Source organism: Tenacibaculum sp. M1.3A (genome assembly GCF_057732375.1).
The window spans coordinates 47,738-71,814 of sequence record NZ_JBYJEF010000009.1 but is presented as its reverse complement, the minus strand read 5'-3'; the positions used below and the strand labels follow the sequence as shown (position 1 = coordinate 71,814).

21 protein-coding genes are annotated in these 24,077 nt (G+C 30.7%); 6 read left to right on the top strand and 15 right to left on the bottom strand.

Annotation, left to right across the window (positions count from 1 at the left end; genetic code table 11):
• Positions 1-10: 10 nt before the first annotated feature.
• Together AC28QF_RS12715 and AC28QF_RS12710 are read left to right on the top strand one after the other, a co-directional pair.
• On the top strand, positions 11-538 hold the full coding sequence (locus tag AC28QF_RS12715; RefSeq protein ID WP_488202186.1) for an RNA polymerase sigma factor: 528 nt from the start codon (positions 11-13) through the stop codon (positions 536-538).
• A complete protein-coding gene (locus AC28QF_RS12710) occupies positions 538-1,335 on the top strand; it encodes an anti-sigma factor (protein WP_488202185.1) in 798 nt (265 codons plus the stop codon). Before AC28QF_RS12715 ends, AC28QF_RS12710 begins: the two co-directional genes overlap by 1 nt.
• Before the next feature lie 433 nt (positions 1,336-1,768).
• Here AC28QF_RS12710 and AC28QF_RS12705 read toward each other — a convergent pair whose 3' ends face one another.
• From AC28QF_RS12705 to AC28QF_RS12690, 4 genes are all read right to left on the bottom strand, one after another.
• Positions 1,769-3,997, bottom strand: a complete 2,229-nt coding sequence (locus AC28QF_RS12705) for a TonB-dependent receptor (protein WP_488202184.1) — start codon at positions 3,995-3,997, stop codon at positions 1,769-1,771.
• 18 nt (positions 3,998-4,015) lie between these two features.
• A complete protein-coding gene (locus tag AC28QF_RS12700; protein ID WP_488202183.1) occupies positions 4,016-5,311 on the bottom strand; it encodes a tetratricopeptide repeat protein in 1,296 nt (431 codons plus the stop codon).
• A 96-nt stretch (positions 5,312-5,407) separates the two neighbouring features.
• A complete protein-coding gene (locus AC28QF_RS12695) occupies positions 5,408-5,971 on the bottom strand; it encodes a DUF4331 family protein (RefSeq protein ID WP_488202428.1) in 564 nt (187 codons plus the stop codon).
• A gap of 101 nt (positions 5,972-6,072) precedes the next feature.
• Positions 6,073-6,723 (bottom strand): DUF4331 family protein, encoded by a 651-nt coding sequence (locus tag AC28QF_RS12690; protein WP_488202181.1) that lies wholly within the window; start codon positions 6,721-6,723, stop codon positions 6,073-6,075.
• 208 nt (positions 6,724-6,931) lie between these two features.
• Here AC28QF_RS12690 and AC28QF_RS12685 point away from each other — a divergent pair, with 208 nt between their 5' ends.
• Genes AC28QF_RS12685 through AC28QF_RS12675 form a run of 3 tightly spaced genes read left to right on the top strand, consistent with a single transcriptional unit; the run spans position 6,932 to position 9,489 of the window.
• Positions 6,932-7,927 carry an alpha/beta hydrolase gene (locus AC28QF_RS12685; protein WP_488202180.1) on the top strand — a complete coding sequence of 332 codons (996 nt, stop codon included), beginning with the start codon at positions 6,932-6,934 and terminating at the stop codon, positions 7,925-7,927.
• A 1-nt stretch (position 7,928) separates the two neighbouring features.
• A complete protein-coding gene (locus AC28QF_RS12680) occupies positions 7,929-8,819 on the top strand; it encodes a TIGR01777 family oxidoreductase (protein WP_488202179.1) in 891 nt (296 codons plus the stop codon).
• A complete protein-coding gene (locus AC28QF_RS12675) occupies positions 8,812-9,489 on the top strand; it encodes a GNAT family N-acetyltransferase (protein ID WP_488202178.1) in 678 nt (225 codons plus the stop codon). The genes AC28QF_RS12680 and AC28QF_RS12675 overlap by 8 nt, the downstream gene beginning before the upstream one ends.
• 48 nt (positions 9,490-9,537) lie before the next feature.
• Here the strand turns inward: AC28QF_RS12675 and AC28QF_RS12670 are convergent, their stop codons facing one another.
• Together AC28QF_RS12670 and AC28QF_RS12665 are read right to left on the bottom strand one after the other, a co-directional pair.
• The gene (locus AC28QF_RS12670) at positions 9,538-10,275 is read right to left on the bottom strand and encodes a DUF6263 family protein (RefSeq protein WP_488202177.1); all 738 of its coding nucleotides are present in this window, start codon (positions 10,273-10,275) and stop codon (positions 9,538-9,540) included.
• A gap of 104 nt (positions 10,276-10,379) precedes the next feature.
• Positions 10,380-11,678, bottom strand: coding sequence for a dihydrolipoamide acetyltransferase family protein (locus tag AC28QF_RS12665; protein ID WP_488202176.1), 1,299 nt, complete (start codon positions 11,676-11,678; stop codon positions 10,380-10,382).
• Between the two features lie 308 nt (positions 11,679-11,986).
• On the opposite strand from AC28QF_RS12665, the gene AC28QF_RS12660 reads away from it, so the two are divergent.
• Positions 11,987-14,623 (top strand): DEAD/DEAH box helicase family protein, encoded by a 2,637-nt coding sequence (locus tag AC28QF_RS12660; RefSeq protein ID WP_488202175.1) that lies wholly within the window; start codon positions 11,987-11,989, stop codon positions 14,621-14,623.
• Between the two features lie 19 nt (positions 14,624-14,642).
• Here AC28QF_RS12660 and hemF read toward each other — a convergent pair whose 3' ends face one another.
• The 9 genes from hemF to hemA form a co-directional block, all read right to left on the bottom strand.
• Entirely contained in the window at positions 14,643-15,545 is a 903-nt protein-coding gene (hemF, locus tag AC28QF_RS12655) for an oxygen-dependent coproporphyrinogen oxidase (protein ID WP_488202174.1), read from the bottom strand.
• A 28-nt stretch (positions 15,546-15,573) separates the two neighbouring features.
• Positions 15,574-16,320 carry an EI24 domain-containing protein gene (locus tag AC28QF_RS12650; protein ID WP_488202173.1) on the bottom strand — a complete coding sequence of 249 codons (747 nt, stop codon included), beginning with the start codon at positions 16,318-16,320 and terminating at the stop codon, positions 15,574-15,576.
• A gap of 71 nt (positions 16,321-16,391) precedes the next feature.
• Entirely contained in the window at positions 16,392-17,009 is a 618-nt protein-coding gene (locus tag AC28QF_RS12645) for a TlpA family protein disulfide reductase (protein ID WP_488202172.1), read from the bottom strand.
• 26 nt (positions 17,010-17,035) lie between these two features.
• Positions 17,036-18,061, bottom strand: a complete 1,026-nt coding sequence (hemE, locus tag AC28QF_RS12640; RefSeq protein WP_488202171.1) for a uroporphyrinogen decarboxylase — start codon at positions 18,059-18,061, stop codon at positions 17,036-17,038.
• A gap of 1 nt (position 18,062) precedes the next feature.
• Positions 18,063-18,500: a protease complex subunit PrcB family protein gene (locus tag AC28QF_RS12635; protein ID WP_488202170.1), complete on the bottom strand. Its 438-nt coding sequence runs from the start codon at positions 18,498-18,500 to the stop codon at positions 18,063-18,065.
• Positions 18,501-18,511: 11 nt separating this feature from the next.
• Positions 18,512-19,801: a glutamate-1-semialdehyde 2,1-aminomutase gene (hemL, locus tag AC28QF_RS12630; protein ID WP_488202169.1), complete on the bottom strand. Its 1,290-nt coding sequence runs from the start codon at positions 19,799-19,801 to the stop codon at positions 18,512-18,514.
• 138 nt (positions 19,802-19,939) lie between these two features.
• Entirely contained in the window at positions 19,940-20,908 is a 969-nt protein-coding gene (gene hemB, locus AC28QF_RS12625) for a porphobilinogen synthase (protein ID WP_488202168.1), read from the bottom strand.
• 122 nt (positions 20,909-21,030) lie between these two features.
• Complete coding sequence (gene hemC, locus AC28QF_RS12620; RefSeq protein WP_488202167.1) at positions 21,031-22,617, bottom strand: hydroxymethylbilane synthase; 1,587 nt, start codon at positions 22,615-22,617, stop codon at positions 21,031-21,033.
• Positions 22,601-23,869 (bottom strand): glutamyl-tRNA reductase, encoded by a 1,269-nt coding sequence (hemA, locus tag AC28QF_RS12615; RefSeq protein ID WP_488202166.1) that lies wholly within the window; start codon positions 23,867-23,869, stop codon positions 22,601-22,603. The genes hemC and hemA overlap by 17 nt, the downstream gene beginning before the upstream one ends.
• Between the last annotated feature and the right edge of the window lie 208 nt (positions 23,870-24,077).

Sequence of the window (24,077 nt, the reverse complement as noted above, 5' to 3'; positions counted from 1 at the left end):
AAAATATAAAATGCAATTAGAAGAACTTGTTATAAAATTTAAAGAAAAGGATGTAAAGGCTTTCGAGAAACTGCATCAAATGTATAATAAAAGTGTAGAGGGTGTTATTTTTAATATTGTAAGGGATAGAGAAATTGCTGAAGAAGTAACGCAAGATGTTTTTATTAAAGCTTGGAATAATGTAGATTCTTATTCACAAAAAAAAGGACGTTTCTTTACATGGATTATCAATATTGCTCGTAATGCAGCTATTGATAAAACACGATCTAAAAACTTTAAGAACAGTTCTAAAAACCTTGACGCTCAAATTTTCGTAGATATATTAGAGACTTACGATAGTTTAGACTCAAGAACCGATACCATTGGTATTAAAAACTTTGTTAGCAAGTTAAAAGATACTTGTGTTAAAGTAATTGAATTACTTTATTTTAAAGGTTTTACGCAAAAAGAAGTTTCAGAGAGCTTAAACATGCCTTTAGGAACCGTTAAAACGAGAAACAGAAATTGTATTAATGAATTAAGAATAATGCTTAAATAATGGAAGCAAAAAAACACATAGAATCTGGTACACTAGAACTTTATATTGCTGGCGCACTTTCTGAAAAAGAAAATGAGCAAGTGTATAAATTAATAATGGAGCACCCAGAAATTTTAAAAGAAGTAAGAGAAATAGAAAAATCAATTTCTTCTCTTACAGCCCATGTTGCTCCGAAAGAAAGTAAGAACTCTTTTAAAGACATTTTAATTAAAATGTTACAAGAAAAAGAGAGCACAACCAAAGTTATTCCGCTAAATACTTCGAAAAGTAATTGGCTTACTTATGCTGGTTGGGCAGCAACTTTAATTATTGGTAGTACTTTACTTTTATCAATAAATAAAAATAATAATTTACAGGCCGAGTTAGATACAATTAATCAAGCAAAAGATCAGTTTGAAATTCAATTAGAAAAATCGAATACGTATTTAGCACAAAACGAAAGCTTACTAAAAGTAATTAGAGATAAAGATATTGTTACTGTGCCTTTACAAGGACAAAAAGTACTTCCGGAAGCATATGCAAAGGTTTACTGGAACAAAAACACAAAGAATATTTACTTAGATGTACAAGGATTACCAGATCCTCCTAAAGGAAAAGTATATCAAGTATGGTCTTTAAAACTTGATCCTTTATCTCCTACTAGTTTAGGAACTATAGATAATTTTACTGCTAGTAAAAACAAAGTATTTACAATAAACAACCCTAATGAATCTCAAGCATTTGGTATTACATTAGAACCTGAAGGTGGTAGTATATCTCCTAATTTAGAGCAATTATACACATTAGGAGCTGTATAATTAATCTTTACATACATCATAAATATAGCCGCTTAAAAGCGGCTATATTTATTTGTAATAAACTTATATGCATTAAAACAATACCTTGCTTATATAGCTTTATTGTAGAAACAGCAATGTATATAACTCCATATTTGCAATCACTTAATTGTATTTAATTACATAACGACTATACTTTCCTTTTAGTATTCTGTTGATTTCTTCTGATATAACATCGTTTTATTATAGTCTAAAATCTTTATTTAAGATTATTGGCTATGAGTTTAATTTGTGTATTAACTACTTAAAAGATTAATAATTGTTAAAACAATACACTAGTTATATACTTCATAAAATGAACATAGCCGCTTAAAGCGGCTATGCTTTGTTATCACTAATCCTTCTAAAAAAAATGATAACAGCTAATAATTGTCCCCCCGAACAATTATATATTTTAAAATGAATATCTTATTGATGCCTTTACTGAAAAAGGTGTACCTGGTGTAAAATGAATTTCCTCTACTGAGTTAGGTTCGTTTTGCAACCTAGATTCTGTTGCAAATTGCGTCTCGTTCCAGGCTACATTAAATAAATTTTCGATAGCCAAACCAAGCGTTATATCATTCATCTTATAACTAATATTTGCATCTGCTACAAAATAACCTTCTGCTACTATCGAATTATCTTCATTTGCAGGTCTATCTCCTAAATATCTATAATCGATACCTCCTGAAAAATTATTAAAATTATTTACTGATAATCCTCCTGTAACTGTTACAATTGGTGCCAACGGTATATTATCTTCACCAGATGGTGTTCCTAAGCTTTTTGCATTTGTTAATGTAGCATCACTATTTAAATACAACCAATCACTTATTTGATATCTAAAACCTACATCTAATCCAAAACGTTCTGTTTTTCCTGAAGGCTCTATAACACCCGAGTCACCAACATACACCAATTCATCTTCAGATAATAAAAACCATAAAGCGGTGTTTATTGCTACTTTTGATGTAGGTTTCCATACATTTCCTATATCTAAACCGTATGCTCTTGGTAATGTTTTTCTATTGGGTTGTTTAGCTACTACTCTAGTATCATTTGTGTGAAACCCAACTCCTGATTTTAAAAACCACTGAGTTTTAGCATTGGGAGTATACGTTATATTTACTTTAGGGTTTACAATTACTTTTGATTTTGAAAACGTTTTATATTCATCTAACAAATAATCATTGTATGAAAAATTTAAATAATCTAAACGCAAAGCAGGTGCTATTGTAAACTTACCTAATTCAAATTCACTATTTAAAAAAGAATAATAATTTGTTTGATGTACTGCTCCTAATTGAATCTCATCTAAAACTTCTTTTCTTTGTAAGGTGTGTGAAAGCTCTAAATTATTAATTATATCTGCCTTTAAACCCGTTCCGAAAGTTAAAGTTACAGGTGTGTTAGAAAGCTTTGTTTTCTTTTTAAACTGTGTGTTAAATCCAAAAATATCTCTATTTTCAGTTTGTTTAATTTGATCGCCGTTTATAGGATCATCTAAGAAAAAAGTAAAGTTAGAAAACAGGTTAAAATTATAGTTTGAATAGAAAACGTTAGAAGTAACCTTTACATCATTTTTTAAAACTTTAGAATGTTCTAAGTTAATATTTGTTCTAGAGGTTGTTCCTCCTTCCGTATCATCAATGCTTCCAAATCGAGTAATATTTCCATTAGCAACTTCTCTTACAGGAATTTGACCCGATGCATCCCATTTACTTGTAAAGTGCGATGCTGATAATGACAAACTACTATTATCTTTTAAAAACGTTTTATATTTTGAGAAAAGATTTATTCTGCTAAAATTCTGAGAAGATTCTACAAAACCATCAGTTGCCAAATATTCTATCGCTACATAAGCGTTATCTGTACTATTTTTATCTAAAAGGTTAAACATACCTAATGTTCTAAAGGCATTAAACTGTCCTATTCCTATTTCAATTTGACTTTCATCCAAATACGACTTTGTTTTAAAATCTACATAACCAGCAGTATTAAAATCACCTTTACTGGCATAATAAGGTCCTTTACCAAAGTTAATTTTTTCTATAGTTTCTGGTATTACAAAATGCAAATCGCTATATCCTTGTCCATGCGCATGAGAAACCATATTTACCGGCATTCCATCTACAGATAATGCTAAATCGGTACCATGATCAATATCAAAACCTCTTAAAAATATTTGCTCTGCCTTTCCTCCTCCAGCATGCTGACCAATAAAAAGACCTGGTATTTTCTGTAAAATTTGTTGTGATGAGCTTACCGGTTTTTTATCTAAATCTATTTTAACAAAAGTTTGCAAAGGATCTTGCTTACTCGATAATGTCATTTCATCTAACATAAAATTCTTCATCGATAAAATTATAACATTTGCTTTGTTAAAGTCTTTATTGGTTAATTGTATTATTTTTTTCTCATATCCTAAAAGACGAAACTCTACAAAGTCACCTACTTTAGCTTTATCAATAGCAAATTGTCCATTTAACTCAGTATGTGTATGGCTATTACTAGTTACATTATATACATATACATTCTCTAAAGGGTTTCTTTTTTTATTGATTATTTCACCAATAAACTCTTGTGAGAATATGTTAAAACAGCTTAAAATAGTTAGAAATAATAGTAGTTTAGTTTTCAAAATAACAAGTTTTTTTTATTAGATATTTAAAATTTTCTTCTCCATCAAAGGTCCTAATTCAAAAGAACTTTCCAAAAGTTCTTTTTTAATTTTTTTCGCTTTTTTATCTATACCATTTGCCTTATATATTTCTGCAATATGGTACTGAACTGATGGTTCGAAAGTTTTTCCTAATACGCTATCATTTACTATTTGTAATGCCTTTTTATACTCTTTATTTTTATAGTAATACCAAGCTAATAAATCGTACGATTGCGGAGTTGGCCTACTGTTTATTTCTTTTTCTATATAAGGGAATGCTTTTTCAGAATCATTAAATTCTTCAAGGTATAGTTTCGCCAAATGTTGGTTATACATTACCCCATATTGACTATTTTTAATAGCCGATAAATAAATATCTATATTATTATTTTTAGATATAGAGTCATTTTCAAATTCAGCTATTTCAGCCTTTAACAAAAAGTAATCTGGCGAAAAATGTTCATCACTTATAATATCTAAAATTCGCAATGCTTCTTTGGGGTTTCTATCATGAGAAAACACAATCCAAGCAATACCTTTTTTCGCATACGCATTATTATTATCTAACTCTAAACTCTTTAAATATAAATTGTATGACTCTTGTATTTGACCATTATGACCATAAAAATCAGCTAAATTGGTATAACTCCATATTTTAAGAGCTGTATTATTTGACTCTTCTGCTTTTTTCATTCCTTTTTCCATAAAACGAATTGCTGCAGTTAAATCTCCCTGATGATCATGCCATTTAGAAACTCTTATTAAATAATCAAAATCTGAATAATCTTCAATTTCAGACAAATATTTAGATGCTTTTTCTGTATCACCCAATTCTAAGTAAACATCGAAAAGCATTTTATTAGTGCTGTTTAAATTATCACCATTTATTGCTACTTTTTTTAATAATCCTAACGACTCTTTAAACCTGTGTTGTGATATGTAATTTCTTGCTAATGCTCGTAAACTCGATGAGTTACTAAAATTAGTTTTTATATTTATTTGAAGTAACTTATTTTCTGCTTCTATTAGGTAAGAGATATTACCTTTTGATGAAAAAAGCATTGTGTTCGCACTTGCGATTTTCGTTAAATAAGGATATTGTGAAGGCTGATTGTTTAGTTTATTTTGCCAAAAATCAAGTTCTTTTTGAGCCAAAAAATCAGATACGTTTACTGTATTATTTAAAAATTTATTATAATCTAACTCTTTTGCTATGTTTGTTTCTTTAGAGGTTGAACAACTTACTAATATGCTTAAAATAGCTAACGAAAGTATTGTTTTTAATGTTTTCATAATCAAGAAGGATTAAATGTCTATTTTCAAAAAACTGGTTGCCAATTAATCAGCAACCAATCTTTTTTAAGGGGAATTTGTTAATTTTTAATCTTATTACCAAGGACTAGCTAAATAAGGGAAAGATGTTAAAAAATCTTTATCGTTAGCACTTACATTATCATCAGACAAGGTTGGGTTCTCTGACATTGTTAAGCCTGCTTCACCTCCAAAAATTAAGATAAGTTCTACCGTAATTACATCGTCTGCTAAAGCTCTACCAGTTAATACATTTGGCCCGTCATAAAATGTTGTTTTACCATCTAAGGACACTGTTAAAACATCTGTTGCTAATACTCCTGCAAATGCTGCTGCATCAAAACCTAGTGCGTTTTCATCTCCTTCATTAAAATAAGCAGGACTTAAAGCTTTTAAATTTGTTTCAAACATTGTTGCAAACGCAGCTCCTTGGTTAGAAGGTATTGTTACATTAAACATGTCTTTTTTATCACTATCTACAAATACTGTGTTAATAGCTGGTCGTCCCATTTGGTCTTTCTGTGCATAAGTTCCTGAAAAGCTAATTGGAGTATCATAATCCATATTATCTTCATCGTCACTACAACTAGTTAGTGTTAAAAATGATAACATTAATATTGTTACTATTTTTATAGGCTTTATTTTTGAAGACTTTGTTAAAATGAAAATTGACACAGCCGACATTGTTATATTTTTTATATTTTTAAGTTTCATAATTGTAGAATTTAAAATTTGATTAATGATTATTGCTTAGCCTTAGTCTCTACCCAAGTATTAATATTTCCTGATCCTCCAATCATCGATTTAGGCACTTCTACAACAACAGATAACACGTTTGTTCCTTTAAAAGTGTCAGAGCCAGGGCTATCAAATCCATTTGCTGTACCTGCAATGATTTCACCGTATTTAGCAAAATCCATAAAGAAAGGGTCATCTCTAGGGCCTGCAAAAAATTTCATTGCTCCTTTTGCACCTATGATAGTATTAGACCCGTATGATGTAATAGACACACCATATTCAGATCCATCTTGTGGCAATGAACTATTTAAACCAGTTACAGATGGTGCATAAGGACCAAAGAAATACATCTTTCCATTTCTAGGAATTGCCTGAATTACCAAATCTTCTATATTATCTAAATCAGTATCTATATTGAACTCTATTAATACATTCTCATCAAATTTAGCCTCGCCTGTTGCAGCCGGACTTAATAAACCTTGAATATTTGCTACAAAGACCAAATTATTTGTGTCTTCTGCCTGAAATGCATAAAAATCTGTAATATCACTTGAGCCTCCTTTTACATCTGGAGCTTCGATATGGTCTGCTGCAAAAAGCATTAATCCTACTAAAGCAAAAGCTCCTGCTCCGATAATTAGTTTAATTTTCTTCATGATTATAAATTTATTAGTTAATTATTCATTCACTCTTACTTACGAGAAAATCTCTCTTACGGTTTTATTTATTGCTGTTTTATTTTTTAAAAAAATATAAAACCCTATGAATACTGCACATTACACACTTTATTTTTTTAATATGAATAACAAATAGCTATTATATATTTTGTACTTTACGGTATAAACTTTGGTTGATTTTAAATAAATGATAAAGAAAATACTCAAATACTTAGGAGTTTTTTTAGTACTATTACTTATGTTGTATGCTATTGGTCCTAAAGCCGAAAAACCAACCTTAACAACTCGATTACCTATTAATAAAACGAGTTTGTTAGAAATACAAAATACCGTTTACGAAGAGAATAAGAATGTGAATATTAGATTAGGTAACCATTCTCGGTTAATTTGGGCGGATAGTATTCCGAAGAAAACAGAATACTCAGTAGTATATCTTCACGGATTCTCTGCAAGCCCAGTAGAAACTGAAATTATTTACACCAATTTTGCAAAACGATATAGAGCAAATTTATATGCTCCTCGTTTATTTAAACACGGCTTAAAAGACAAAGAGCCTCTATTAAATTTTACTGCCGAAGGATACTTAAAATCAGCAAAAAAAGCAATTGCTATTGGTAAACAATTAGGTGAAAAAGTAATTTTAATATGTGTAAGTACTGGTGCTACTGCTGGTTTATTTTTAGCTTCTGAAAACCCAGAAATTGCAGCACTAATATTATCCTCGCCTAATATTGATGTTTACGACACCAACTCTAATTTAGTTACAAAGCCCTGGGGAAAACAAATTTTAAAATTAGTAATGGGCGGTAATTATCAAACATGGCAACCACCAAATGGCGCTGAAAAATATTGGTATAAAAAATATAGAATTGAAGCTATTATTCAGCTGAAACTATTGATAGGAGCTACAATGAAAAAGAACGTTTTTGAAAAAATAAAACAACCTTTGTTTATGGCTTATTACTATAAAAATGAAGAAGAGCAAGACAAAACCGTTTCTGTAAAACGTATGAAAGAAATGTATAATCAAATCTCTACTATTGATAAAAATAAATATCAAGTGGCAATTCCAGAAGCAAAAAATCATTCTATTGCTTCTAAATTTTTCACTGAAGAATATAAAACCGTAGAAAAAGAAATATATCATTTTGCTGATACAGTTTTAAAATTAAAAACAAAATAAAATGAGTAAAATTCTTATCACTGGCGGAACAGGATTAGTTGGCAAACATCTTCAAAAAAAATTAGAAGAAAAAAACCATATTGTTGTTGTACTTACCCGAAGTCCGACTTTAAAAAATGAATTTAAATGGGACATTGCTAAGGAATATATTGATGATAATGCTTTTAAAGATGTTACACATATTATTCATTTAGCAGGAGCTGGTATTGCTGATAAAAGATGGACCACTAAACGAAAAAAAGAACTTATTAGTAGCCGTGTACAATCTGCCAACTTACTTTTTAAAAAAACAAAAGATTTAAAAATTGATTTAAAAGGTTTTATTTCTGCTTCAGGAATTGGCTATTATGGCGCTGTTACTTCTAACAAAATATTTACGGAAGACGATGCTCCTGAGAATGATTTTATTTCTAAAATTTGTATCGAATGGGAAAATGCCGCTCATCAATTTAAACAACTAAACACTGCGGTTACTATTTTACGAACTGGTATTGTACTTACAAACTTAGGCGGTGCTTTACCCAAAATAAATACGCCTTTGTTTTTAGCTGCTTTAGGAACTGGCAAGCAATACATGCCTTGGATTCATATTAATGATTTATGTAACATGTATGTAAAATCAATTGAAGATGTTCGTTTTACAGGAATATATAATGCTGCGGCTCCTGAACATGAAACGAATAAGAGTTTTACTAAAAAATTATCAAAAACTATTGCTAAACCTATATTTCCACTTAATGCTCCATCATTTGTTTTAAAAATGGTATTAGGGGAAATGTCTTCTATATTATTAAAAGGCAGCAGAGTATCTTCTGTAAAAACATCTGCTATTTATTCTTTTATATTTACTGATTTAAAATCAGCTTTAAAAAACATTTATCATAATGACTGATAAACTAAAAAATCCGGTTTGGTATTCTTTAAATGAAACTCATAAAAATATAGCCATTAAATATGAGGATGTACTATTTTACGATCCTGAAATTTGCCCATTTGGCGCTTTTACCGATCACTTAAAAATAACAGCTGCTATAAATGAATATGCTAAGCTTACAGATAGTTTTTTCTTAGTTACAGAAAATGAAATTCCTGTTTACGATACCAATATTGTTTCTTTTGATAAAAAAATAGCGGGTTGTCAAATGGTGTTGCAAGATTTAATTGAGGTGACAATTACTGAGGAAATTATACCACTTACATCTAAACATGTAAATGAAGTTTATGATTTAGTATGGTTAGTGATGCCTGGATATTTTAAAAAAAGAACTTTTGAAATGGGAAATTACTTTGGTATTTTTAAAGACAACAAGCTCGTTTCAATAGCCGGGCAAAGAATGCAAACCAACGATTTTATTGAAGTAAGTGCTGTAGTTACGCATCCTGATTACACTGGCAGAGGTTTTGCTAAACAACTAACTACTCACGTTACTAAAGAAATATTAAAAACAAACAAATATCCTATTTTACATACCACAAAAGGAAACACCGCTATAAGCCTATATGAAAAGTTAGGTTATAAATTAACTCGCGAAATGAATTGGTGGCTTTTTCATAAAAAATAAAAAGCTCAGACAGTACTGTCTGGGCTTTTTTTTAGAAGAAAATAGTATTTACTTTTTCGTAATACTCATGTTCATACTTGTTGTTAAATCCTGCCCTTGAACTTTCATTAACATTTCTATTTTAGATGTTAAAGCGATACCTGTTTTTTTATCAATACTCATGGTTCCTGTAATATTACCTGTTCCAATACCTTCAACATTACCAGAAATATCTAACAACACATTTTTAGTAGTAATTGAATTTACCTTATAAATGAAATTCAATTTCATTCCGTTTGTATCTTTATTCATAGACCAAGTATCACCAACTGAAACTGCTTTTTCAGGATAAACTACATTACTAGATTGTTGTGTTAAATTATTTGCGTTAGGGATATTAGGCTCAACTTTTGTTTCGATAACTTTACCTAAGTTATCTCCTTTCGTTGTTATTAACACCTTCATCATTGGCTCCATTTGAGCTTTCATAACCTCATCTGTAGGACTTAATTCTTCCTCTTTTTTACTAGAGTCATATGACATTAATTGACCTCCTTGTGTAACATTCATTACCATGTTAGTAATTTTCATATCACTTTCGTAAGTGTTATCAGAAACAGCTTTAATTTCTTGATGCATTGTCATTTCTGTATTCATAGACATTAAGCCTGCACCCATCTTTTGAGCTATTTCCATTTTCATTTCATAAATATCGCCTTTTTCATAGTTTAAACGAAGTAATACTTTCTCTTGACCTACACTTACCATTGTTATACCTAATAACAATACAGCTAATAAATTTTTCATCTTTTAAATTTTATTTTTTCATTATTCTGATAGCGAATATACACAAAAACAAAAAAGGCTTAGAAAATTTTCCTAAGCCTTTGTTTACTATATTATGTTGTTATTTAAAAATCTTGATTTACATCCCAAGATTCTAATATTTCTTTTAATGTTTTAATAAACATTCCACCTAAAGCTCCATTTACAACTCTATGATCGTAAGAATGCGCAACAATCATTCTTTGACGAATTCCTATAAAGTCACCGTCAGGAGTTTCAATAACAGCTGGTTTCTTTACAATTGCTCCTAAGGCTAAAATAGCTACTTGCGGTTGGTTTATAATTGGTGTTCCTGTAATACTTCCAAAACTACCTACATTTGTAACAGTGTAAGTACCTCCTTGAATATCGTCTGGCTTTAATTTATTTCCACGAGCACGACCTGCTAAATCATTTACTTGTTTAGTCATTCCTACTAAACTTAACTGATCTGCATTTTTAATTACCGGTACAATTAAATTACCATCAGGTAAAGCTGCTGCCATACCTAAATTAACATTCCCTCTTTTAATAATCTTATCGCCATCAACAGCAATGTTAATCATCGGGTGTTTTTTAATTGTTTGCGCAACGGCTTGCATAAAGATTGGCGTAAAGGTTAACTTCTCTCCTTCTCTTTGTTGATATGCGTTCTTTACTTTATTTCTCCAATTAACAATATTGGTAACATCTATTTCTATAAACGACTGCACATGTGCAGATGTTTGAACAGAATCTACCATATGTTTGGCTACTAATTTACCCATACGTGTCATTTCGATAACCTCGTCTTGACCGCTTAAAGTAACTGGTGCTGCTTGCGTTTTTGCCTTAGGCTTTTCTGCTTTGGCTGGAGAAACAACATCTTTAGGTTGATTACCTCTATTTTCTAAATAAGATAAAATATCTGTTTTAGTAACTCTTCCTTCTTTTCCTGTTCCTTTTATAGTTTCTAATTCAGAGAAAGAAATCCCTTCTGTTTTTGCTATATTTTTTACTAAAGGAGAGTAAAAACGATCACTAGATGAAGTATCAATAGCTCCAGATACTTCTTCTTTTGCATCTTCTATTGTTTTCTCTACTGCTACCACAGTTTCTTTTGCTTCAGCTTTTTTAGGTGTATCGTTTGAAGGGGTATCACCACCTTCTGTTTCAATAATGGCTATAGTTTGGCCTACTTGAATAACATCATCCTTATCAAATAATATTTCTACTAAGGTTCCTTCAACTTCACTAGGCACCTCACTATCTACTTTGTCTGTAGCTACTTCAACAACAGTTTCATCAATTTCAATAGTCTCTCCAATTTCTTTAACCCAAGAAGTTATAGTTGCTTCTGCAACACTTTCACCCATTTTAGGTAACTTCAGTTCGTATCTAGCCATAGTATAAGTTTTTTAACGGTTGCGAAGTTACTAAAAAGCTAGCATTTTTTTAAGTTTTTAGAATTAAAATATTTACAAAAAATAACAGTTATTTTAAACTATTCACAATAAAAAGTCAATTTAACAAAGTATTTCATTTTTTAAAATAGATAGTCCCTTTAAAAATTATTAATTTATCAATTAAAAAAGATTTATTTAAATTCATAAAACCTTTTATATTTAATTGGTAAAAGAATAGAAATAGATTAAAACCTATTTTATTACTTTTACTTGCATCAATAATTTAATTATAAACAACAACTTAACTTTTGTCAGCCCTAATTAAACAACTTAACTTTTCACATACTTGGCGACCTTATCAAGAAAAAATATTATCTAACTTTTCTAAGCACATAGAAGATAACCATTTTCATATTGTTGCTCCGCCTGGTTCTGGAAAAACTATTTTAGGTATTGAAATTTTAAAAAGAATAGGTAAAAAAACCATTGTATTAGCACCAACTTTAACTATTCGTAACCAATGGGAAAATAGGTTGCAAGAATTTTTTACGGAAGATTGTGATTTTAAACAATTCTCTTTTGATATAAAAAAACCTGCTGATATTACCTTCTCTACTTACCAAGGTTTGTATTCTTTTTACAAGACGTTTAACAATAAAGAGGGCTACTTTTTATTCTTTACAAAAAATAACATTGAGGTATTACTGTTAGACGAAGCACATCATTTAAAAAGTGAATGGTGGAAATGTTTGTATGAATTAAAACAGCAACATTTACAAACAGTAATTGCGCTTACCGCAACGCCACCATACGATAGTGAGGTTTCTGAAATTCAAAAATATTTTAATTTATGTGGTGAAATTGATGATGAAATTCTGGTGCCAGATTTAGTAAGAGAAAATAATTTATGTCCACATCAAGATATTATTTACTTTTCTAAACCTGAGAATAAAGAGATTAATACTATTGTTGATTTTAGATTGAAAACAGCTCATTTTATTACTGATCTATTAAAAGACAATGAGTTTATCAACTTTATAAAGCAGCATCGGTTTTATACCAAAACCGAAGAAAACATAAACGAAATTTATAAGTTTTCTGCTTTTTTTTCTGCAATACTTATTTTTTTAAATGAAGCTGGCATCGTTATTTCAAGAGAGAAATTATCAATATTAGGTTTTGAAAAAAATGAGTTTGTTGAGTTCCCTAAAATTACACATAAATGGATTGAAATTCTATTTCAGCATATTCTTGTTATCGATAGAAACGAGTTAATTGTGCATGAAACTTACATTAATTCTTTAGAGAAAAAACTAAGAAAACTATCTCTATACAGTAATAAAAAAGTTAATTTAATTGGAAATACTTTTTTATATAAATCACTTAGCAATAGCCCTAGCAAATTAAATAGTATCGTTGCTATTGTAAAACAAGAACAAATCAATTTAAAGGAGCAACTACGTTGTGTTGTATTATCTGATTATATCAGAAAAGAATATCTTGATGTTACCGCTACCGAAGTAAAAAATATTGAAAAATTAGGTGTCGTACCAATTTTTCATCATATTAGAACAACGACAAGAAATAAACAAAACTTAGCTGTATTGTCTGGCAGTTTGGTTATTATTCATTGTAGTTGTATTGCTAAATTAGATTTAATTGATTCGATAACAAACTACACACAAACCCCATTAAGTTCTGATACGGAGTTTGTAATTATACAATCAAAATCATCTTCTAAAAACACGTTAGTAGCAACTATTACAAAATTATTTCAATTAGGTCATATTAAAATTTTAGTAGGGACTAAATCTTTATTAGGTGAGGGATGGGATGCACCCGCTATTAATAGTTTAATTTTAGCTTCTGTAGTAGGTTCTTTCGTTACTTCTAATCAAATGCGAGGTAGAGCTATCAGAATCGATAATAACGAACCTAATAAAACCGGAATTATATGGCATTTGGCATGTATTGATACTTCTGATATTTATGGCGGAAAAGATTTAGAGGTACTTAAAAAACGTTTTGATGCTTTTATAGGTATTTCAAACAATGATGAAAATATTATTTCTAACGGAATTGACCGTTTAGGTTTACCCAATGTTATTCTTGATGAAAACATAAACATACTAAATGATAACGCTAAAACTATTTCTAAAAACAGGACTTTAATATCAGAAAAATGGAAAAATACTGTCCGTTTTAAAAAAGAAGTTGCTCACGAAATAAAGCTGTATCATAAAAAAGATCAATCTTTTTTAAAACAAAAAAAAACCTATTTAAACGATTTTGTTAAGTATTCAATTCTTGAACTTTTAATTAGTCTCGCATTATTTTTTCCTCAATTTATCTTCAAGAACTTTAATTTAATAGCGTATAAAGGTTTTTACTATTTTTTATATTCTTTACTAACTACCCTAGGTTTATCGTTTGGTTATAAACTGCATAAAACCTTTAAAATGTATTTTCACTATGGCCTTGTTCACAAAAAAATACGTAAAATGGCTTATGCTATTTTAAACTCTTTATATGAATTAGAAGAAATAACCACTCAAAAAAAAGAAATTAACATCGTTGTAGATTTACTCTCTATGGGCGATGTTACTTGTACTATTAATGGTGCTAATAGATACGAAAGCAATTTATTTATTAAGACCTTAGAGGAGCTGTTACAACCTATTGACAATCCCAAATATTTAATAATTAAAACCAATTGGTTTCGTAAAAAATTAAACACTCAAAATTTTTATCCTGTTCCTGATATTTTAAGCAAAAGAAAAGAACAAGCGTTACTATTTCAAAAACATTGGAATCATCAACTTGGTAAGTCTAAACTTATTTACACGAGAAGTATTCGTGGACGAAAACATCTTTTAAGAGCAAGATTATTTCATGCTCATAACATACACAATGAAATTACAAGGAAAAATATAATTTGGAAATAACCCCTAACCTTTAAGTTATTTAAACCCAATTTTTAGGTTTTGCTAAAACCTCTAATAATTTAGCTTCTTCACTTCCTTTTTCTGGTTCCTGATTATAAACCCATTGAACTACAGGTGGTAAACTCATTAAAATACTTTCGATACGACCGTTTGTTTTTAATCCAAATAAAGTACCTCTATCATGCACTAAATTAAACTCAACATAGCGTCCTCTTCTAACTTCTTGCCAATCTTTTTGTTCTTTATTATATGTTATATCTTTTCTTTTTTCAACAATAGGTACATATGAATTTAAGAAACTATTACCAACCTCTGTTACAAAGTTGTAACGATCTTGCATTGAAAACTCTTCCGTTTGCTTTAAATAATCAAAAAACAAACCACCAATTCCACGAGCTTCATTTCTATGAGCATTCCAAAAATAATTATCACACGTTTCTTTAAACTTCGGATGAAATGCTGTACTATGTTTATCGCAAGCCTCTTTACAAACCGAATGAAAATGTATCGCATCTTCAACAAACAAATAATAAGGTGTTAAATCCTGTCCACCACCAAACCATTGGGTAACTATATTTCCATCGCCATCATACATTTCAAAATAACGCCAATTTGCGTGTACCGTTGGTACAAACGGATTTATAGGGTGTAATACTAAACTTAAACCACAGGCAAAAAAATCACCACTCTCAACACCAAATTGTTTACGTAAAGCTTCTGGTAATTCTCCAAAAACCTTAGAAATATTTACGCCTCCTTTTTCAAAAATGGTTCCATTTTCTATTACACGTGTTCTTCCTCCACCGCCTTCCGTACGCTTCCAGTTATCTTCTTTAAACTTTGCTCCTCCATCTACTACTTCTAATTTAGCCGTAATTGTATCTTGTAATTGTTGAATATATGCGTAAAACTGATCTTTCATTTGTTTAATTCTTGAGAAGCAAAAATACTTATTCTATTGCTTTTTTTAGTTGAATATTCTTAATAGTTTCCGTCGTAGCCGCTGTTACCGATAATGGTAAAACAAAAATCACTCCAATAACAGGGACTAATAAAAATAGCATAAATATAATTCCATTTCCTATTGCTGTACCTTTATTTTTCTTTACAAAACTGATACTTTCATTGTACTTAAAATAACGTTCTAAGGTATAATCCATGTTACCAAAACCGGCATAATATGCTTGTATAATAAACAACAAAATTGCTGAGAAGAAACCTATAACAGGTATAAAATTAACTAGTAAAATGGGAATCGTAAAAAACAGTTCTCTTAAAAGGTTTCTTAAGTTTATTCGAATACCTCTTATCAATTGTTCTTGAAAAGAAGTTTTTCTATGTTGATGTGATTCTCCTGTTAAATAATGTTCTATTTTTTCTGAAACCGGACTCATAAATGGTGCCGATAATGCCATTACAATATGTTTATATAAGAGTAAACCAATTACAACGATTAACAGTCCGCTAAAAAAAGTACTAAGCGTTTCAAAGGCTTGCTTACCAAACTCCCATTTCCAAATTCCAGCAATGTACTGACCTACGTTATCTGATAAAGCATAGGCTGATAAGCCTATTAAAATAGCAGTTAAAACACTAATTATTATTGGAACTATAAAATATTTCCAAAGTTTTAATTTTGATATTATTTTAAACGCACCAAAGTATGCTTGTATTCCTTTTAAGATACCTTTTATCATTTTTATTTTTTTACTAAAGTAAAAAACCTCTTTCTGTTAAGAAAGAGGTTTTTTATAATTTATTATAAAGATTATTCGATTACCGGACTAATAAAGGTATCTAATTCTTTTTCATTTATTTTATTTACTTCGTCCCAACCCATTTCTTTTGTTGGAGATACTGCACCTCTCTTAAAATTTAAAATTTTCTTACTACTCGTAATTAAATATGCTGATGGGTAATCTAATTTATGTATAAAACCAGCTGTTCTGATAGAAGATCTATTCCCATTTTTTTCTTTAGATGGTACTAAGAATATTCTTTTATCTAACTTCTTAGCCATTCTTTCTACACCTGCTTCTAAATCCCAGAATAACATTATAAATTTTACTTTACCATCATACTTTTCTACCATTTTATTTAAGGCCGGAATTTCTCCCCAACATGGTGCACACCAAGTAGCTGCGGCTAATAAAACAATAGGTGTATCTATTTTATCTGTACTAATCGTTTCTCCACTTATTGATGTAAAATCGTAGTTAGATATATATTTATCTTTTATACAGTTATACACAATATCGTCTAACATAGCTGCATCATTACTGGCTATTGATATACAATCGTCTACAATGTCTTTGTAATATATTTTCTTCTGTGAAAAACTTTTTGTGACTAATAAAAGGGTTAATAAAAGTAATAATTTTCTCATTTTCAATATTTTAAGGGGATTAAGTATTAAACCTTATACTCTTTTACCGCATCTACAAATGCTTTCGCATTTTCAAGCGGGATATTAGGTAAAATTCCGTGCCCTAAGTTAACAATATATTTATCTTTACCAAACTCATTTATCATTTGGTGTACCATTTTTTTTATTTCAGCTGGAGGAGACAGTAATCTAGAAGGATCAAAATTACCTTGTAAGGTTATATTTCCTCCTGATAAATAGCGTGCATTTCTTGCTGAGCACGTCCAATCTACACCTAAAGCAGAAGCTCCTGATTTTGCCATTTTATCTAAAGCAAACCAACAACCCTTTCCGAAAGCAATTACTGGTGCATCATCTTTTAACGCATCAATAATTTGTTGAATGTATTGCCATGAAAATTCTTGATAATCTGTTGGAGACAACATTCCTCCCCAAGAATCAAAAACCTGAACAGCATTTACACCTGCCTCTACTTTTGCTTTTAAATAAGCAATTGTGGTATCTGTTATCTTCTGAAGCAATTCGTGTGCCAAAACTGGTTTTGTAAAACAAAATTCTTTTGCCTTATCAAAATTCTTAGATCCTTGTCCTTGTACAACATAACATAAAATTGTCCACGGAGACCCAGCAAAACCTATTAAAGGAACCTCATCATTCAACTTTTCTTTAGTTGCTTTTATCGCTTCCATTACATAGCCTAATTCTTGATGAACATCAGGAACAACTACAGTATCTAATCCTTTTTGATCTCTAATCGGATTTGGCAAATAGGGACCGAAATCAGGTTTCATTTGTACCTCTATATTCATTGCTTGTGGAATCACCAAGATATCTGAAAACAAAATAGCTGCGTCCATCCCGTATCTACGAATTGGCTGAACAGTAATTTCAGACGCTAACTCAGGAGTTCTACAACGTGTAAAGAAATCGTATTTCTTTTTTATTACTTGAAATTCTGGTAAATATCTTCCTGCTTGACGCATCATCCATACTGGTGGGCGATCAACAGTTTCTCCTTTTAATGCTCTTAAAAATAAGTCGTTTTTAATCATACTATTTCGTTACAAAGACTATTTCTTTGTTGGTTTTATTAATTTTAACAATATGTATTGGTTGTGTAAGCGCCATTGTTACCATATCTGTTGGCTTTGGTCCTTCAGACGTAATATTAACATGAAGCTTACCGCTTTTTTCTGTTGTTTTTGATATCTCTATCGAAAATCCTCCTGTATTTCTTTTATTATCAATAGCCACTAAAACTGTTTTTTTTGAAAAATCAATAACATCTTTAAATTGATTATCAACAGTTATTTTAGTTAAGAAATCTAGCCATTCTGCTGTAGAGTTAATTACAATATTTTGCTTTGTAAATCCTTCAGACCCGTCACCTTTTAAGCTACCTTGATATATAGAAGCCAGTGCAACTGTTTCTTGATTATTAGGACATGAACTCATTAAAAAACTAAAAAAAATGGTTAGAATAATTTTCATAAATAGTTGTTTTACATTTTAGATACCGCTTCCATTCCTTTATCAATTGCCTTAGCAATCTTTTGAATATCTTTTTCTGTTAAAGCTGATGATAAAAACCATGCTTCAAATTGAGATGGAGGTAAGAAAACACCGTTATGCATCATTTCCCAAAAGAAAGTAGCAAACTTTTTAGTATCCGAAGTTTGAGCTTCTTCAAAATTAGTTACCGTAACATTCGTGAAAAATGGATTGATCATAGAACCAAATCTATTTACAGTAATTTCTACACCGTGTTTCTTTGCTTTTTCTAATAAGAATACTTCAATAATTTGAGCAATCTCATTAAATTTCTCATACGGATTTTGTTTCTTTAACTCTGTTAAGGTAGCAATTCCTCCTGCCATAGCAATCGGATTACCACTTAAAGTTCCTGCTTGATACATTCCTCCTAAAGGTGCTACTTCTTGCATAATTTCATTACGCGCTCCGTAAGCTCCTACCGGAAAACCACCACCAACAACTTTACCTAAACAAGTAATATCTGCTTCTACACCTAATAATTCTTGCGCTCCACCAAATTTAGAACGAAAACCTGTCATTACCTCATCAACAATTAACAACGCTCCTTTAGATTCTAAATAAGCTTTTAACTCTTTTAAGAAATCATTTTGAGGAATTACAACTCCCATATTACCCGCAATTGGCTCTAAAATAACCCCGGCAATATCATCGTGCTCTTCAAAATGTGTTTTTACACTTTCTAAATCGTTATATTTTGCTATTAAAGTATTTTTTACCGCTCCTTCAGGAACTCCTTTAGAACCTGGTAAACTTAACGTTGCTAAACCAGAACCTGCTGCTACCAATAAAGCATCTTGATGCCCGTGATAACAACCTGCAAATTTTATAATTTTATCTTTTCCTGTAAATGCTCTTGCTAAACGGATTCCGCTTAAAACGGCTTCTGTACCAGAATTTACAAAACGTACTTTATCCATTCCTGGAAAAGCATCACAAACTATTTTTGCTAATTTAATTTCATTTTCTGTTGATGCGCCAAAAGTATAACCATTTTTTAAGGCTTTGTCTATTGCTTTCTGAACTTTTTTATGACGGTGACCTAAAATCATTGGTCCGTAAGACAACACTAAATCTACAAACGTATTACCATCAACATCCGTAATTTTGCTTCCTTTTGCCTTTTTGATAAACAACGGATTCCCTCCTACTGAAGAAAATGCTCTTACAGGAGAATTTACTGCTCCAACAAGATGCACCAATCCTTTTTTATATAATTTTTGTGATTTTTTAAATTCCATCTTATATTATTTTCAATGTCAGTTCGAGTATTTTTATGTAGCTTTTGAGAAATAAAAATGTATCGAGAACTTATTAATTAATCATCTCGATACAAATTTGTTTATGCTTCACAAATTTACTCGATGTGACAGTACGTGTTACTTTTTTCCCAACAATACTCTTGCTGCTTCTTTTGCAAAATAGGTAATAATAATATTTGCTCCTGCTCTTTTCATAGATAATAAACTTTCCATCATTACTTTTTCGCCATCAATCCAACCTTTTTCAGCTGCGGCTTTAACCATTGCATATTCTCCACTTACATTATAACACGCAATTGGTCGGTCGAAATTATTTTTTAAATCTCTAATGATATCTAAATATGATAAGGCTGGCTTTACAATTAAAATATCTGCTCCTTCTTGATCATCAAAAGTAGCTCTTCTTATAGCTTCATCTCTATTGGCAGCATCCATTTGATAAGTTCTTCTATCTCCAAAACTAGGGCTAGAGGCTACTGCTTCTCTAAAAGGACCATAATATGATGAGGCGTATTTTACAGAATATGCCATGATTGGTAAGTTTACAAAACCTGTGTTATCTAACGATTCTCTAAGCATTGCTACAATTCCATCCATCATTCCTGATGGTGCCAACATATCTGCTCCTGCTTTTGCATGTGACACTGCTTGTTTGGCTAAATTTACAATAGTAGCATCATTATCAACATCTTTATTATGGATTACGCCGCAATGGCCGTGACTTGTATATTCACAAAAGCATACATCCGTTATAACATACAAACTTGGATAGTTTTTTTTGATAAACCGGATTGCTTGTTGCATAATTCCGTTATCGTTCCATGTTTCAGTACCTACTTCATCTTTTGTTGATGGCACTCCGAATAACATTACTGCTGGAATATTTAAAGCTACTATTTCTTCTAATTCTTTAGATATTAAATCTAAAGAGTATCTAAAAATTCCTGGCATTGAAGAAATCTCTGTTTTTATATTCTCTCCTTCTTCTATAAATAAAGGGTATACAAAATCATCTACCGATAGTGTTGTTTCTCTTACTAATCTTCTGATTCCTTCTGTTTTTCTTAACCTACGTGTTCTAAACATAATTTGTCACTTGTTAGGTCGAGCGCAGTCCAGACCTCATTATAAAATCCTCTCTTATGAGCTGCACTCATTACTTTCTGCAAAATATGTTTTGCAGAAAGTAATACTCGAGGTAACTTTTATTATTTCTTAACAAAATGTAAGTTCACTAACTCTACCACACTTTCTACCGTTGGTAAGTTAGCCACTTGTACATTCTTAAAATGTTTTCTTGCTTCTTTTGCGGTGCTTTCACCAATACAAAAAGCTACTTTATCAGCAGCATTTTCTTGCATATAGCTTTCAACCCCTGATGGACTATAAAACAACACTCCGTTTACTTTTTCATCAACTTTAGAAGGACTATACATTGTTTTGTATGCTTCTACTTCGTTTACTGTAATTCCGTTTACTTTTAAAGCATTTGGTAAGGTATCTAAACGTAAATCACTACAGAAATAAGTTACTTCTTGTCCTTTAATTTCTTTCGCTAGATAAGATGCTAACTTTTCTGCATTTCTCTCAGATTTTACTACTTTTCCTATTTTTTGTTCGATTAACTTTTTTGTTCTTCGCCCAACACAGTAAATATTCTTGAATTTTAATTCATCGTCAGTAAAAGAGTTTGCGATTGCTTCTACGCCGTTTTGACTCGTAATAATTACATTCTCAATCTCATTCTTAATTACCTTAGGTGCAATTCTATTAAAACGAATTTTAATGAAATCACTATCGGTAATACTAACAGATGCTGGCAATAATTCTTTTTGAATTTCTGATAACTTCTTAGTTGAGTAGATAGAAAACTCTTTTTCTACCTCAACATCATCAGCCATTAATTCTTTTCCTCCTCTATTAATTACATAATCAGCACAATCTTTTGCTAAGAAACGATGACGTCCTACTTTTGCATTTTTTGTTACTGATATTTTCTTTTTACCGTCCTTACTTAATAATAAACCTTTAAAGTTTATTTCTTCTGTTTTAGGATCAACATAAGCAATCGCTCCTATTGGTGCTGTACATCCGCCTTCTAATAAATTTAAGAATTCACGTTCTATACCCACACAAACTTGCGATTCGTAATGGTTTAATTGCTCACAAGCATCTCTAGAAAAATCATCATTTTCTAAAGCTGTAATCATAATTGCACCTTGTGCTGGCGCAGGAATCATCCAAGAAAGATTAATTGCTCCTTCTGGTCTTTTTCCTAACCTCTCTAAACCGGCTGCGGCAAAAATGGCACCGTCCCATTCGTTATTTTCTAACTTTTCTAAACGCGTATTTACATTTCCTCGTAAACCAACAACTTCGTGAGTAGGGTAACGATTTAACCACTGTGCTCTTCTTCGTAAACTACCTGTTGCAATTACACCGTTAGGTTGCCCAAAAAACTCTTCGTTGTCTTTTAAAATTAAAATATCGTTGTAATTGGCACGTTTTAAAACGGCTGCTTGAATAATTCCTTCAGGTAAAACTGTTGGAACATCTTTTAATGAATGTACTGCAACATCAATATCGCCATTTAACATAGCAATATCTAAATTTTTAGTAAAAATTCCTGTGATTCCTAATTCATACAAAGGCTTGTCTAAAACAAGATCTCCAGCAGATTTAATCGGCACTATTTCACATTTATACTCTAATTCTTCTAATTCTTTACGAACTTTGTTTGCTTGCCACATAGCCAATTGGCTATCACGTGTACCTATTCTAATTGTCTTTTGCATGGATAGTTTCTAAATTTGCACCAAACACTTTAGCCATTACCTCTATACTATTGCTTACAGAGGTTTCTTCAGCTTTTAAATGCTTTACAAACTGTGTAGTTATTTTTTGAATAAATCTCGAAGTAATTACTTCTGCCTGAGATTCATCAAAGTCTTTTATTTTTTTCTTATGAAAAGCTATTTCGTCTTGTTGAATTGTTTTTAACGATTCTTTTAACGCCGTAATAGCTGGTGTAAATTTTCTATGATGTAGCCATTCACTAAACTCTTCTTTGTGAGTTTCAATAATAGCTTCGGCTGTAGGTATTTCTTGCTGACGAATTGCTAATGTTTCATCTGTAATTTTAGATAACTCATCAACATTTATCAACGTAACGTTTTCTAATTCTGCTACTTCTTTCGAAACATTTGCTGGCATCGATAAATCTAAAATCAGCAATTCTTTAGTCGTTAAAATATGTTCTCTTTTGATAGTCGCTTCTGAAGCTCCTGTAGAAACGACTAAAACATCTGTATTTGCTACTTCTTTCGTTAAATTATTATATTTAACTTTTTTTATAGATGGATGTTCTTTTACAAACTCCTCCGCTTTTTCTTCGGTTCTATTAATTAAACTTACTGTTTTATTCTGCGTATATTCAGCTAAGTTCTTGCAAGTATGTTTTCCCATTTTACCTAACCCGAAAACTAAAATATTTTTCGAATTGTAATTTGGCGAATTTTTAATGATGTATTGAACTGCGGCATAAGAAACCGATGTAGTTCCTGAACTTAACTTCGTTTCGTTCTTTACTCGTTTACTTGCCTGCATTACATGATTTAACAAACGCTCGAAATATGCATTGGTAGTTCCTACCTCTTTTGCTAGTTTAAAAGCTTGGCGCAATTGACCAACAATTTCGTAATCTCCTAAAATTTGGCTATCCAAACCAGTACCCATCCTAAAAAGGTGCGTAATTGCTTCGTTATTTTTATATACATTAGATACTTCTGCAAATTCTTCAACAGCTCCGTTTGAATATTTACAAAGCATACTAATTAATTGAAAAGGGTGTTCTGCAAAACCAGTAATTTCAGTTCTATTACAGGTTGATAATACAAAAATACCATCAACCCCGTTTTGCTTTGCTTCTTCTAAAAGTTGTATTTGATTTTCTTTAGAAATACTAAACTTACCTCTAATAGTAGCATCAGCTTTTTTGTAACTAACACCTATGTTATATAAATTCTTATTATGTGTATCTGCTGTCATTCAGTCTTCTTCAATAAGGTGGGTCAAAAATATAAAGATTAAATATAAAAAAATGTCGCTGAAAGAACTTTTAATGTCGTTATCAGTTTTTTAAACTAAAAACATCTCTAAAACACAGATAAAGTGTATTTTTGCAATGAAACCAGCTAGTGGCAATGTTTCAATTTAGAGTCATTCTAAATAAATTGTTTTTAAATATATTTTAATC